Source organism: Lactobacillus sp. ESL0701 (assembly GCF_029433445.1).
GTDB lineage: Bacteria > Bacillota > Bacilli > Lactobacillales > Lactobacillaceae > Lactobacillus.
This window is the reverse complement of sequence record NZ_JAQTIC010000005.1, coordinates 63,650-78,624: the sequence shown is the minus strand read 5'-3', so window position 1 is coordinate 78,624 and position 14,975 is coordinate 63,650. Positions and strand designations below refer to the sequence as shown.

General features: G+C 41.3%; 8 protein-coding genes and 2 tRNA genes. 1 reads left to right on the top strand and 9 read right to left on the bottom strand.

Going from position 1 to position 14,975, the window contains the following annotated elements:
• Positions 1 to 22: 22 nt before the first annotated feature.
• Both rpsG and rpsL read right to left on the bottom strand, forming a co-directional pair.
• Positions 23 to 493: a 30S ribosomal protein S7 gene (gene rpsG / locus PT281_RS04960; protein ID WP_277131861.1), complete on the bottom strand. Its 471-nt coding sequence runs from the start codon at positions 491 to 493 to the stop codon at positions 23 to 25.
• Between the two features lie 14 nt (positions 494 to 507).
• Complete coding sequence (gene rpsL / locus PT281_RS04955) at positions 508 to 915, bottom strand: 30S ribosomal protein S12 (RefSeq protein ID WP_277130565.1); 408 nt, start codon at positions 913 to 915, stop codon at positions 508 to 510.
• A gap of 184 nt (positions 916 to 1,099) precedes the next feature.
• Here rpsL and PT281_RS04950 point away from each other — a divergent pair, with 184 nt between their 5' ends.
• Positions 1,100 to 1,792 (top strand): A24 family peptidase, encoded by a 693-nt coding sequence (locus PT281_RS04950; RefSeq protein WP_277152595.1) that lies wholly within the window; start codon positions 1,100 to 1,102, stop codon positions 1,790 to 1,792.
• Between the two features lie 42 nt (positions 1,793 to 1,834).
• Here the strand turns inward: PT281_RS04950 and rpoC are convergent, their stop codons facing one another.
• From rpoC to dusB, 7 genes are all read right to left on the bottom strand, one after another.
• Positions 1,835 to 5,500, bottom strand: coding sequence for a DNA-directed RNA polymerase subunit beta' (rpoC, locus tag PT281_RS04945; RefSeq protein ID WP_277152593.1), 3,666 nt, complete (start codon positions 5,498 to 5,500; stop codon positions 1,835 to 1,837).
• 16 nt (positions 5,501 to 5,516) lie between these two features.
• Positions 5,517 to 9,164: a DNA-directed RNA polymerase subunit beta gene (gene rpoB, locus PT281_RS04940; protein ID WP_277152591.1), complete on the bottom strand. Its 3,648-nt coding sequence runs from the start codon at positions 9,162 to 9,164 to the stop codon at positions 5,517 to 5,519.
• Positions 9,165 to 9,374: 210 nt separating this feature from the next.
• Positions 9,375 to 11,858 carry an ATP-dependent Clp protease ATP-binding subunit gene (locus PT281_RS04935; protein ID WP_277152695.1) on the bottom strand — a complete coding sequence of 828 codons (2,484 nt, stop codon included), beginning with the start codon at positions 11,856 to 11,858 and terminating at the stop codon, positions 9,375 to 9,377.
• A gap of 197 nt (positions 11,859 to 12,055) precedes the next feature.
• Positions 12,056 to 12,129: transfer RNA gene (locus tag PT281_RS04930), tRNA-Pro, on the bottom strand.
• A gap of 45 nt (positions 12,130 to 12,174) precedes the next feature.
• Positions 12,175 to 12,246, bottom strand: a tRNA-Gly gene (locus PT281_RS04925).
• Between the two features lie 114 nt (positions 12,247 to 12,360).
• Positions 12,361 to 13,917 (bottom strand): lysine--tRNA ligase, encoded by a 1,557-nt coding sequence (gene lysS, locus PT281_RS04920; protein WP_277130560.1) that lies wholly within the window; start codon positions 13,915 to 13,917, stop codon positions 12,361 to 12,363.
• A 17-nt stretch (positions 13,918 to 13,934) separates the two neighbouring features.
• Positions 13,935 to 14,957: a tRNA dihydrouridine synthase DusB gene (dusB, locus tag PT281_RS04915; protein WP_277152589.1), complete on the bottom strand. Its 1,023-nt coding sequence runs from the start codon at positions 14,955 to 14,957 to the stop codon at positions 13,935 to 13,937.
• Positions 14,958 to 14,975: the final 18 nt, after the last annotated feature.

Here is a 14,975-nt window from a genome sequence, read left to right as displayed (position 1 = left end):
CTTAAAAAATATACCAATTAAATTAGAAGCGGTAGTGTGCAAATGCACGGTTAGCTTCAGCCATGCGGTGAACATCTTCACGCTTCTTAACTGCAGAACCGGTGTTGTTTGAAGCGTCAATGATTTCGTTAGCTAAACGTTCATCCATAGTATGTTCATTACGTAAACGAGCGTATGAAACAAGCCATCTTAAACCTAAAGTAGTTCTTCTTTCTGGACGAACTTCAACTGGAATTTGGTAGTTTGAACCACCGATACGGCGAGCTCTAACTTCCAAAACTGGCATAATGTTGTTCATAGCTTCTTCAAAAACGTCAAGTGGTTCCTTGCCGGTCTTGTCTTTAACGATGTTGAAAGCATCATAAAGGATAGAAGATGCCTTAGCTCTCTTACCATCAAGCATCAAGTGGTTGATTAACTTAGTAACAAGCTTTGAGTTATAAACTGGATCTGCTAAAACGTCTCTTTTAGTTACATGTCCTTTTCTAGGCATTATTTAACTCCTCCTTAATCTTTCTTAGCACCGTACTTAGAACGGCTTTGTTTTCTGCCATCAACACCAGCAGTATCAAGGGCACCACGGATAATATGGTAACGTACACCAGGAAGGTCCTTTACACGACCACCACGGATTAAAACAACCGAGTGCTCTTGCAAGTTGTGGCCTTCACCTGGGATGTAGGCAGTAACTTCGATTAAGTTAGAAAGACGAACACGAGCATACTTACGCAAAGCTGAGTTTGGCTTCTTTGGTGTCATAGTACCAACACGAGTTGCAACACCACGCATTTGTGGAGCTGGGTTGAATACTAATTCTTTCTTCATACTGTTGTAGCCGTAGCTTAAAGCTGGTGACTTTGATTTAGTCGTCTTTGAGTGACGGCCTTTTCTTACCAATTGGTTAATAGTTGGCATTAACTTTTTCCTCCTAAAAAAACTGTTTATTCTGTTCACACATCCAGGAGTTTCTTTTTTAGATCCTGAACTATCATCAAAACATACAAGGACTATTGTACTCGCTTTTGGAGATAAATCAATCTTTATTTATTTAAAAAGTAGGATTTATCTTTTTCTGCGTACCTACTAATGAGGTAACAAAATGAACTGGATTTACACATTAACTAATTTTTTAATCGGGACTTGTCTTGCTTCTCACGCCGCTGTTGTTTATGAGCATTGGGATACTTTCGACTTTTTCGTAACCCGCTCGCGCTGCAGCACCTGTCAAACTGAACTTAGCTTACTTGATGAATTGCCCATAATTTCTTATCTTTGGCTGCGTGGCAAATGTCGCTACTGCAATAGTCAAATTCCGGTTAAATTACCGATTATTGAAATTTGTGGCGGCCTTGCCTTTATGCAAATTGACTTTAGCCAGCCTAGTAATTATGCAACTGCTATTCTAATTTTTAGTATCTTACTAGTAGCAATCAGTGATTACGAACAGCAAGAATTTCACTTAGCAATGCTTTTTCCAGCGTTATGCCTAGCTCTATTTAAAAGCAGTAACCTACTTCATTTTCAGCTTTTAGATTACGTTGAATTATTACCGATTTTGCTGCTATTAATTTTCTATGTTTGGCAGAAAAAGCTGGGCAGTGGCGATTTACTTATTTATCTTGTTTTAGCTTTATACTTCAATCCGCACACGGCAAATTTTATTTTCCTAATAGGTGCAACTCTATTAATCGTCCATTTTTGTCTAAAAAGGCAAAAAGGACAAAAGCAAACTACCATTGCCTTTGTCCCCTATCTTTTTCTGGGATTAACCATTCAACTCTTCTTTAAATAAAAATAGCGTTCCTACTCACGTAGAAACGCTATTTATTTTAAACTATTTTTGTGGTTCCTTAGTCTTGTCAGCTTCCTTCATCTTTTTCTCAATATCAGCAATTGAGTAAACAGATTGTGGTCGCTTAACGTCAGCTTCAGGTTCCATGTTACGGTAAACTGGAAGACCAGTACCAGCTGGAATAATCTTACCGATGATAACATTTTCTTTCAAACCAAGCAGTGGATCATTCTTGCCTCTGATTGATGCATCAGTCAGAACACGAGTTGTTTCCTGGAATGAAGCAGCAGACAAGAAACTGTTGGTTTCAAGGGCAGCCTTGGTAATTCCCAAGATAACACTTTGGGCAGTAGCTGGAATACCACCAGAAATAATGACTGACTTGTTTTGTTCCTTGAAGTCGCCAATATCCATTACGGCACCTGGCAATAAGTCAGTTTCACCTGGATCAAGAATTCGAACCTTTTGCAGCATTTGCCGAGTTAAGACTTCGACGTGCTTGTCAGAAATGTCTACCCCCTGCATTCTATAGGCTTTTTGAACTTCAACTAAGATGTATTCTTCAGTCGTCAAAGTGTCAGTTACTTGAATTAATTCCTTAGGATCAACAGAACCTAAAGTCAACTTGTCACCACGGTTAACGAAGTCACCTTCAGCAACTGCAACAGAAGCAGTATAAGGAACACTGTAACTTCTAGTATCAATCTTACCCTTAACAGTAATCTCACGAGTATGTTCAGCTGGGTTTTCTTGGATTGAATCAATTGTTCCATCAACTTCAGAAATGATTGCCCGACCTTTAGGGTTACGAGCTTCAAACAATTCTTGCACACGAGGAAGACCCTGAGTAATATCTTCAGCACCGGCAACCCCACCGTTGTGGAAAGTACGAAGAGTCAACTGAGTACCAGGTTCACCGATTGATTGTGCGGCAACAGTACCAACTGCTTCACCGACTTCAACTTCTTCACCAGTAGCTAGGTTCATACCGTAACATTTGCGACACACACCGTGAGGCGTATCACAGATTAAGATTGAACGAATCTTGACGTCAGTAACACCAGCATCACAAATCTTATGAGCTAAGTCTTCATCCATCATTTCGTTTGGACCAGCAAGTACTTCACCGGTCTCTGGATTCTTAACAGTTTCAGCAGTGAAACGACCAAGCAAACGATCGTATAATGGCTCGATTAATTCGTCACCTTCCATGATTGCATGAACATGGATCCCGCGGTCAGTACCACAATCATCTTCACGGATGATAACATCCTGAGCAACATCAACTAACCGCCGCGTCAAGTAACCAGACTGAGCAGTCTTCAAGGCCGTATCAGTCATTCCCTTACGAGCACCGTGAGTGGACATGAACAATTCCAAAACTGACAAACCTTCTTTAAAGTTTGAAGTAACTGGAATTTCGAACAACCCACCGTTAGGAGTGGCCATCAAGCCACGCATTCCGGCTAACTGAGTAAAGTTAGAAATGTTACCACGGGCACCGGAATCGGCCATGATTGTAATTGGGTTACGTGGATCATAGATCTGCGCAATTTCGTTTTGAACTTGATCCTTACATTCGTTCCAAATGCTGATAACGCGATCGTGTCGTTCTTGCTCAGTAATCAAGCCGCGTCTAAATTGCTTAGAAACAACATCAACTTGCTTGTGGGCCTTAGCTACCTTTTCGTCTTTATCATTAATTTCTGGAACATCGGTCATCCCAATTGTAATACCAGAAGTAGTTGAACTAATATAGCCTAACTTCTTCAAATCATCAAGGTATTCTGATGTTCTTTGCACCTTGTAATACTTGTAGATAGTCGCAATTGAATCAGATAAGAATGACTTCTTAAATGGTGTTGCAACTAAGTCGTCGCCAACATTATCAATCTTTTCATGAATATCTTCACCAGGCTCTAAGAAGTACTTAGTAGCTAGTGGATTATTCGAGTTTTCTTCAGTTGGTTCATTAATGTAGAAGTAATCTTCTGGTGCAATTTGATTGAAAATTACCCGACCATAGGTAGTAACAAAAATACCATGCTCGTAACCCTTAGGCCATGCCTTCTTTGGCATTGAATCAGCTGACATACCAATAATTGTGTGGTAGTGAATATCACCATTATTGTATGCGATTGTAGCTTCTTCAGGTGAATTGAAGATCATGCCTTCACCTTCACGACCACGTTCAGCTTGAGTTAACCAGTAGTTACCCAAAACGACATCCTGAGATGGAGTAACGATTGGCTTACCATCCTTAGGAGCCAAAATATGGTGTGCAGCAAGCATCAATAGGCGTGATTCAGCAACAGCTTCATCTGATAACGGAACGTGAATCGCCATCTGGTCCCCATCAAAGTCGGCGTTGTAAGCTTCACAAGCTAACGGGTGTAACCGAATTGACTTACCAGGAACTAGAACTGGTTCAAAAGCTTGAATACTCAAACGGTGCAAAGTAGGTGCACGGTTTAACAGAACCGTTCTTTCCTTGATTACATCTTCAAGTACATCCCAGACATCATCATCTTCACGATCAATCTTACGCTTAGCACTCTTGATATTAGAAGCAATCTTACGTTTAACCAATTCATGCATTACAAATGGCTTGAATAATTCCAATGCCATTGGGCGTGGAACACCACATTGATATAATTTCAATTTTGGCGAAACGTCGATAACTGAACGACCGGAGTAGTCAACACGCTTACCAAGCAAGTTTTGACGGAAACGTCCTTGCTTACCCTTAAGCATATGTGATAGTGACTTCAATGGCCGGTTACCTGGTCCAACAACTGGACGACCACGACGACCATTATCAATTAAAGCATCAACAGCCTCTTGCAGCATCCGCTTTTCGTTCTGAACAATAATATTCGGTGCGTTTAAGTCAAGTAGTCTCTTCAAACGGTTATTCCGGTTAATTACCCGGCGGTAAAGGTCATTCAAGTCAGAAGTGGCAAAACGACCACCTTCTAGTTGAACCATTGGCCGCAAGTCTGGTGGGATAACGGGAACGGCATCAATAACCATCCATTCAGGCTTATTGCCTGAATCCTTGAAGGCATCCAAAATATCTAACCGTCTAATTGCCCGTGTCCGTTTTTGACCAGTTGCAGTTTCCAATTCTTTCTTTAAATCGGCAACTTCTTTAGCCAAATCAACTTTCCGTAATAAATCACGGATTGCTTCGGCACCCATCTTGGCAGTAAAGCGATTACCGTACTTAGCTTTTTGCTCACGGTATTCAGCTTCGGTCATTAATTGTTTAAATTCGAGGTCAGTGTCGCCAGGATCGATTACGATGTAAGCTGCAAAATAAATTACTTCTTCCAGTAATCTTGGTGACATATCAAGAATTAATCCCATCCGAGATGGAATACCCTTGAAGTACCAAATATGAGTAACTGGAGCAGCCAACTCAATGTGACCCATCCGCTCTCTTCTGACTTTGGCAGAGGTAACTTCAACCCCACAGCGATCACAAACGATTCCGCGATAGCGAACGCCCTTGTATTTACCACATGCACAGGCCCAATCTTTAGTTGGTCCAAAAATTCTTTCATCAAACAGACCGTCTTTTTCTGGCTTTAAAGTACGGTAGTTAATTGTTTCTGGCTTTTTAACTTCACCGTATGACCAGCTGCGGATCTTGTTAGGTGATGCAAGACCAATTTGCATGCTTTCAAACTTATTTACATCGATCAAAAGTTTAACCCCCTACTTATTTAGAAATCTTGTTATCATCGTCAGATTCATCAATGACAGTTTCGGTCTTCTTTGGTTCCGCAACTGATTCACCTTGATCATCAGATTTGGCAGTTTCTTCGGCTAACTTCTTCTTTTGTTGTTCTTCAGCCATCTTCGACAAAGTATCGATATTCAAACGTTCATTTGAATCATCATCCATGTCGCGTAATTCAATTTCATTATGATCCATGTCAAGCACGCGAATATCCAATCCTAATGACTGTAATTCTTTAACAAGAACACGGAATGATTCTGGAACACCTGGCTTAGGAATTCTTTCACCCTTAACAATTGCTTCGTATGCCTTTACCCGACCAACAACATCATCTGACTTATAAGTCAAAATTTCTTGCAGAGTATATGCAGCACCGTAAGCTTCAAGAGCCCAAACTTCCATTTCACCAAAACGCTGTCCACCAAATTGTGCTTTACCACCAAGAGGTTGCTGAGTAACAAGTGAGTAAGGCCCAATCGAACGAGCGTGAATCTTATCGTCAACCATGTGAGTCAACTTCAGATAGTGCATAATCCCAACAGAAACCCGGTTATGGAATGGCTCACCTGTACGACCATCGTAAAGAACAGTCTTACCGTCTTTATCAATACCGGCTTGGTGAACTGTATCCCAAACGTCATCTTCACTAGCACCATCAAATACTGGTGTCGCAACATGGATACCCAAGCTATTCGCAGCCCAGCCCAAGTGTAATTCCAAAAGCTGTCCAATGTTCATACGTGAAGGAACACCCATTGGGTTCAAACAAATATCAACTGGCGTACCATCTGGCAAGTATGGCATATCTTCTTCGGGAACAACTGCGGCAACCGTACCCTTGTTACCGTGACGACCAGACATCTTATCTCCGACTTGAATTTTACGTTTTTGAGCAATGTAAACTCGAACTAAGGTATTAACACCTGGTGATAATTCATCGCCCTTTTCACGCGTGTAAACCTTAACGTCGCGAACAATTCCGCCGCCGCCATGTGGTACACGCAAAGAAGTATCACGAACTTCACGTGCCTTTTCACCAAAGATAGCGTGTAGTAATCTTTCTTCAGCTGACAATTCTGTCACACCCTTAGGTGTAACTTTACCAACCAAAATATCGCCATCGTGGACTTCAGCACCAATGCGAATAATTCCTTCTGCATCGAGGTCTTTTAATGCATCCTCACCAACATTTGGCAATTCACGCGTAATTTCTTCTGGTCCCAATTTAGTATCACGGGCTTCAGATTCGTAATCCTCAATACTGATTGAAGTATAAACATCATCCTTAACAAGCCGTTCAGACAGCATAATTGAGTCTTCATAGTTGTACATGTTCCAAGTCATGAAGGCAATAACTGGGTTTTGACCCAAGGCTAATTCACCATGGCTCATTGTTGGACCGTTGGCAATTACTTCGCCTTCGACCACTTCATCACCTAACTTAACGTTTGGCGTTTGGTTGTATGACTTCGAGTTGTTTGACCGACGGTACTTCTCAAGAACATATTCATCTAAGGTACTATCAGCACGTCTAATCCGAATAGTGTTAGCATCAACGTATTCAACTTTACCTGCAGCCTTAGCGATTAAAGCAGCACCAGAATCGTGGGCAGCACGATATTCCATTCCAGTTCCAACAAGAGAACCGTGTGGATTAATTAATGGCGCAGCCTGACGTTGCTGGTTAGCACCCATCAAAGCCCGGTTAGAGTCATCGTTTTCCAAGAATGGAATACATGCAGAAGCAACAGACACAACTTGCTTAGGAATAACGTCCATGTAGTCAATCTTGTCTGGACTAACTTCGACGTTATCTTCCTTTGAACGAGCCAAGATCAATTCATCTTTAAATGAACCATCTGGATTAAGTGGTGAGTTTGCACCGGCAATAATATAGTTATCTTCAACATCAGCTGTTAAATAGTCAATCTTGTCAGTAACCTTGTGGGTCTTCCAAGAAACGCGACGGTATGGAGTTTCAATAAAGCCATACTTGTTAATTACAGCGTATGTTGCCAAAGAGTTAATCAAACCAATGTTTGGACCTTCTGGCGTTTCAATCGGACATAAACGACCATATTGTGTATAGTGCACGTCACGAACTTCGTATCCGGCACGATCACGAGTCAAACCACCAGGCCCTAAGGCAGACATCCGGCGCTTATGAGTTAATTCACCCAGCGGGTTATGTTGATCCATGAACTGTGACAGTTGTGATGAACCAAAGAATTCCTTAATGCTGGCAACGATTGGACGAATGTTGATTAATTGTTGTGGAGTAACAGTTGATGGGTCTTGAATTGACATTCTTTCCCGAACAACACGTTCCATTCTTGCTAAACCAATTCTAAATTGATTTTGCAATAATTCACCAACTCGACGAATACGACGATTACCCAAGTGGTCAATATCGTCAACATTGCCGATTTCATCTTGCAATAATAAGAAGTAATTAATTGAAGCCAAAACATCAGCAGGCGTCAAGTACTTAACGCTCTTGTCAATGTGACCATTGGACATCATCTTAACAACGCGTTCTGGATTTACTTTTGAGTAAACCTTGATTTCTTGAACACTGATTGGATCTGGCAAAACGCCTTCCTTAGATGGTTCATAAGTAACCATCTTAAAGTCATCGCGGTCAAGGTACTTCTCTAAAGTATCCATTACTTCATGAGTAACAACGGTACCCTTCTTAGCGATAATTTCACCAGTGTCGGGATCAGCCAAAGTTTCAGCCAAAGTTTGACCATATAAACGGTTCTTCAGTGATAACTTCTTGTTGACCTTGTAACGACCAACTGGTGCCAAGTCGTAACGACGTGGATCAAAGAACCGGGCATAAAGCAAGGAACGTGAAGAATCAGTCGTCTTCGGCTCACCTGGACGCAATCTTTCGTAAACATCCTTCAATGCTTCTGCAACTCTTGAGTCTGCAGGGTTCTTATGTACATCTTTATCCAAAGTAAATTGTAGAGTATCACTTTGACCAAACATGTCTAAAATGTCGCTGTCAGAGCCAACACCTAACGCTCTGATCAATACAGTCAAAGGTAATTTACGAGTCCGGTCAATGCGAACATATGAAACATTCTTGGCATCAGTTTCATATTCAAGCCATGCACCACGGTTAGGAATAACAGTCGTACCAAAAATTTGGCGACCGTTCTTATCATAGTCACCTGAGTAATAAACACTTGGTGATCTAACTAACTGTGAAACAATAACTCTTTCGGCACCATTGATAATGAATGAACCAGATTCAGTCATTAACGGCAAATCACCAAAGAAAACATCTTGAGTCTTAATTTCACCGGTTTTTTGGTTAGTTAACTTCAAAGTAACGTGCATTGGTGCGGAATAAGTCGCATCATGATCGCGGGCTTCATCAACGGTATATTTCGGCTTTTGCAGTTTATAGCCCATGTATTCCAAAGAAAGCTTACCTGAAAAGTCACTAATTGGCATAATGTCGTCAAAGACTTCTTTAATACCTTCATCCAAAAACCACTTATATGATTCGGTTTGAACATCGGTTAAGTTAGGTAGTTTCAGTACTTCTTTAATCCGTGAAAAACTACGTCTTGTTCGGTGTTTACCATAGTTCACTACGTGTCCATTTAACAAGGAGAAAACATCCTTTCTGTCAGAGAAAGCAAATATTACATTTCATTTACAAATTCAAAAGGCCGGAATTTTAAGCATAAAAAAGACAAAAACAACATTGTCGTTTTTGTCTTTTATTATTCTGCTGGACAATATATCAGCAAAATTCTGAACTTCAGCCTTTTTAATCAAGCTTCAATATAACAAAATTTATTAATATTGTCAACTGATTTAACTAGCTCCAACCAATTTTGAATCAGCTGCTTTAACAATTTCAAACTTTAATTTATCATGACTACTGCCAATCTTGAGTAAATCTCCTGCCTGCAGTTCATCTTTAATCAACATCGAGGCAATCTCGTCTTCAATATCAGCTTGAATGGCACGTCTTAGTGGTCGTGCACCCATTTCAGGATTATAGCCGTCCTTAGCAATCTTGTCCATTGCTGCACGTGATAATTTAAGCTTGATACCTTTTTTAGCCAGGCGATCAATTAACTTGCGCGTTAACAGCGTAACAATTTGCCGTAATTGCGGTGCATTTAGTTCATCAAAGATAATTGTTTCATCAATCCGGTTCAAAAATTCCGGTCGGAAGAACTGCTTAAGGGCTTGCTTGACCCGCTCACGCCGCATCTTAATTTGACTAGAACCATCAGCATTAAAGCCAACTGCCTGCGTCTCAAACAGTGACCGTGAACCCAAATTAGAAGTCATGATGATGATCGTATTTCTGAAGTCAACTTTGCGACCCTTTGAATCCGTTAAAAAGCCATCATCAAGAACTTGCAATAGCAAATTGAACACATCGGGATGTGCCTTCTCCACCTCATCAAGCAAGACAACTGAATATGGGTGACGTCTAACCTTTTCGGATAATTGCCCACCTTCATCATAGCCAACATAACCAGGAGCCGAACCAATCAGCTTGCTGCTGGCAACTTGGTCCATATATTCAGACATATCAATTCTGATTAAATTATTTTCTGAGCCAAACATCGCAGCTGCAATTGCCTTGGCTAGTTCCGTCTTCCCAACACCAGTTGGACCTAAGAATAAAAATGAACCTATCGGACGTTTTTCGTCTTTAATGCCACTGCGGCTGCGGCGGACAGCCCGACTAACTGCCGACACGGCCTTATCTTGCCCAATAATCCGCTTATGCAGGTCACTTTCAAGATTTGCCAGCTGCTTTGATTCATCCCGGTTCATCTGCGTAACTGGGACTCCTGTCCAATTAGACACAACTTTAGCAATATCTTCCGGCTTAACAACAGCTTTACTATCAACTCGTTCTTCTAAACGATCAGCTAGTTTGTCACGCTTTAATTGCAGACTATTTTGCCGCTCTTGCAGTTTAGCCGCTTCAACAAAGTTTTGGTTGACGGCTGCCTGATTTTTTTGGTCAATTACTTGTTTAATTTGATCGTTAACCTGCATCAATTGGTTATCAGGCGCCTTGTTCGTCTTAATCTTGACAGCAGCACCAGCCTCGTCAATCAAGTCAATAGCCTTGTCTGGTAAATAACGGTTAGAAATATAGCGACTAGACAAGTCGACCGCGTCTTCTAACGCTGCTTTAGTAAATTTGACATGGTGGAATTTTTCATATTTAGCCTGCAACCCTGTCAAAATTGCCAAAGATTCTGCTCGTGACGGTTCATTAAGCCGAACTTGCTGGAAGCGGCGGGCCAAAGCCTGATCCTTCTCTACATACTTTTGGTATTCATCAAAGGTTGTTGCCCCAATCATTTGAATATCACCACGAGCAAGCGATGGCTTCAAAATATTAGCGGCGTCAATTGAGCCTTCGGCACCACCAGCACCGATTAACGTATGCATCTCATCAACAAAAAGAATAATTTTACCGTCTTTGGTAATCTCTTTAATAATCTTTTTCATCCGATCTTCAAATTCGCCGCGGTACTTGGTACCAGCCACTAGACCACCTAAATCAAGCGAAATCACCCGCTTATTCAGTAAATCATGTGGTGCTTTCTTAGTCACGATTGCCGTTGCGATTGCTTCAGCTACCGCCGTTTTACCGACACCTGGTTCACCAATTAAAACCGGATTATTCTTAGTCCGCCGCGATAAAATTTCAATTACTCGAGCAATCTCTTGATCGCGCCCAATTACGGGATCAATCTGACCATTTTTTGCCCGCTCATTTAAGTTAACCGACACTTGATCTAAGGTCGGTGTCGTACTCTTAGGTTTATCTGTATTTAAATCGGTTGGCGGCGCACCAATCCAATCACTGTCAGTTTCTGGATTATCTTCTTGACCAAGGCTGCGTTGAGCATCATCTTGTAGACTCTGAATATTAATATTTAAATTACGCAAAATTGTAGCAGCCAAAACCTGCTCGCTAGAAATTAACCCCAGCAAAATATGACTGGTCTTAACCTCAGTCGAACCACCACGTTCTGCTAATGTCCCCGCATATGCCAGAGCCATGCTTAAGCGCGGTGACATCTCCATATAACTAGTTTTAGCGGCAGAACCGTAACCGGTGTAACGCTCAATTTCTTCACGAATGGCAGTAGGTGTAGCACCCCAAGCCCGCAAGTCCTTACCGGCTTCGCCATCTGATTCAATCACCATCGCTAAAAGTACATGTTCAGTACCAATTAAGCGATGATGAAAATTCTGTGCTTGTTCACGTGCAATTTCTAATACTTGATTTGCACTTTTACTGTAAGAGTTCTTCATCATAGCACCACCTTAAAATGACATGGATATTGCCAATCCCTTTATAGCCAATTGTAAGACCATTTACTGTAAATGGTTACCTTCATATCAAAAACATTGCAATCATTATAGCAAATACATTATGCTTACGCTAATATTCCTTACTACTAATCATTTGCAGACAACAAAAAAACTGTCTGTTACCAGACAGTCAATCATCGGGAAAACAGGATTCGAACCTGCGACCTCTACGTCCCGAACGTAGCGCTCTACCAAGCTGAGCTATTTCCCGTTTCAATAAAAAGACTCACCTAAGCGGTGAGTCTTTTTATTATAGAGCGGAAGACGGGATTCGAACCCGCGACCCCCACCATGGCAAGGTGATGTTCTACCACTGAACTACTTCCGCAAGACATTTATTATTATAGCAAATGAATTTGATTTTGCAAACCTTTTTTGCAAGAAAAAAAGGAAATTCTTCAAAAAGAATTTCCTAATTGCTTAAAAAGCCTAGTCTAACAGCTTATTCTGCTGAATTATTTTTTGCTTTTTTCTTTAAATCTGCTTGAACTTCGCGATCAATGTCTTCGACTTTTTCCGGACGCATGGTTGGGAAGAGCAAAACATCCCTGATTGCTGGTGCATCTGTTAACAGCATTACCAACCGGTCGATTCCGATTCCGAGTCCACCTGTTGGCGGCATACCGTATTCCATTGCCCGCAAATAATCTTCATCAATCATATCTGCTTCATCATTACCGGCTTCACGTTCAGCCATTTGGGCTTCAAACCGTTCACGTTGGTCATCTGGATCATTTAATTCTGAGAAGGCATTGCCGTATTCCTCACCCATAATGTAAATTTCAAACCGATCAGTGAATCGTGGATCATCTGCATTTTTCTTGGCTAATGGTGAAATTTCAACAGGATGACCATAGACAAAAGTTGGGTCAACAATGGTTTCTTCACAATACTTTTCAAAGAAAGCATTGATAATGTGACCAACCTTCCAGAAGCTTTCGACCTTGATGTCGTGATCTTCAGCAATCTTAGTTGCTTCTTCAACACTCATCTTTTGCCAGAAGTCAACGCCAGTCTTTTCCTTGATTAAATCAACCATATGAACACGACGGTATGGCTTACCTAGGTCAATTTCTGTGCCTTGGTAAGTAACCTTACCATCTGGTGAAACAACTTCAGCAGCAGCCCGAATAATGCCTTCTGCTTCATCCATTACATCGTGGAAGTCCCAGTATGCGGCATACGTCTCAAGTTCTGTAAATTCAGGGTTATGGTGAGTATCTAAGCCTTCATTTCTGAAGACCCGACCAATTTCATAAACGCGTTCCATATCACCAACGATTAACCGTTTAAGTGGTAATTCCAACGCAATTCGCATGTAAAGATCAATGTCTAACGCATTGTGGTGGGTAATAAATGGACGTGCTTCAGCACCACCAGGGATATTATGCAAAACTGGCGTTTCAACTTCTAAGAAGTCCTTCTTATTCAAGAAGTCACGAATTGCCTGAATAATCTTAGTCCGGTTGACAAAGCGCTTGTAGCTGTCTTGATTAGTAATCAGGTCAAGATAACGTTGCCGGTAAATTTGTTCAACGTCCTTTAGGCCATGATACTTGTCAGGAAGTGGGCGCAGTGCCTTAGACAGGAAGGTAACGTGAGTTGCACGAATGGTCAATTCGCCGGTATCGGTCTTCATTACTTCGCCGTCAATACCTAAAAAGTCACCAATGTCAGACTTTTTGAAAATCTTGTAGTTGTCTTCACCAACAATATCCTTACGAACGTAAATTTGTACCTTACCAGTCCGATCATAAAGATCAGCAAAACCAACTTTACCCTTACCACGTTTAGCAAGCATTCTGCCGGCTACCTTGGTCTTAGGCATGTCGTTATTTAACTCGTCTTTATCATCATCACGATACTTTTCATTTAAGGTCTTTGCTAAATCTTGACGATGAAATTTACGCATACCAAAGGGCTCAATCCCATTCTCACGTAATTCTTCCATCTTTTGGCGGCGAACAATTAATTGATCGTTCATTTCATTTTTTGCCAATTACTTTTCCTCCATTACTATATAGTTGCGACACGTCGAGCCGTCTTTTGCGCCTGACGCTTCTCATAATCCTCAACAAAGTTATCCAGTAAGTCATAAACTTCTTGCGCTGTCCATACTTCATTTATTTTAGCACGAGTGCGCGCAGAACGGGGAACACCCTTCAAATAGTAGGCTGCCTGCTGACGAAATTCTGGTACCGCAATTTTTTCACCCTTTAGGTCAACTAAACCTTGCAATTGATGCTTAGCAGTTGCAACCTTCTCGCGAACTGTCTGCGGCGTTAACCGTTCACCCGTTTCAAGATAATGGGTCATATCTTTTAAAATCCAGGGATTCCCTAAAGCAGCCCGACCAACCATAACAGCAGTTGAACCAATTTCTTTTAACGCTTTTGCGGCTAATTCTGGTGTTTCAATATCGCCATTAGCAACAAAAGGTATATCAAGGACCTGGGCAACATCATGCAATGTTTCCCAATCAGCATGTCCTTGGTACATCTGCTTACGTGTTCTACCATGCATCGCGATCATGCTTGCACCGGCTTCTTGGGCAGCTAAAGCATTTTCAACCGCAAAAATATGCTTACGATCCCAGCCAATTCGCATTTTTACACTAACTGGCTTAGACACATTTTGCACAACTGCATGCACCATTTGATAAATCTTGTTTGAATCAAGCAGCCACTTAGAACCCGCATCCGTTTTTGTGATTTTCGGTACTGGGCAGCCCATATTAATATCAATAATATCAGCATCAGTATGCTGATCGATGTACTGTGCCGCCTCAAGCAGAGTTTCTTCAGTTCCCCCAAAAATCTGAATACTCATTGGGTGTTCTTGCGGATCAACCTTCATCATTGACATTGTTTTTTTATTACGATAAATGATCCCATGATCCGAAATCATTTCACAGACAACCATTCCCGCGCCGAATTCTTTACAAATCATCCGAAATGCCGAATTAGAAACTCCGGCCATCGGTGCAACAACAACGCGATTAGGAATAGTAATATCCCGAATCTTCCAACTATTATCCACCAAATCATCCTTTCAAAT

Excerpts from the sequence above, each read along its gene's own strand:
- rpsG (WP_277131861.1), bottom strand. The coding sequence starts at position 493 with ATGCCTAGAAAAGGACATGTAACTAAAAGAGACGTTTTAGCAGATCCA.
- rpsL (WP_277130565.1), bottom strand. The coding sequence starts at position 915 with ATGCCAACTATTAACCAATTGGTAAGAAAAGGCCGTCACTCAAAGACG.
- PT281_RS04950 (WP_277152595.1), top strand. The coding sequence starts at position 1,100 with ATGAACTGGATTTACACATTAACTAATTTTTTAATCGGGACTTGTCTT.
- PT281_RS04935 (WP_277152695.1), bottom strand. The coding sequence starts at position 11,858 with ATGAAGAACTCTTACAGTAAAAGTGCAAATCAAGTATTAGAAATTGCA.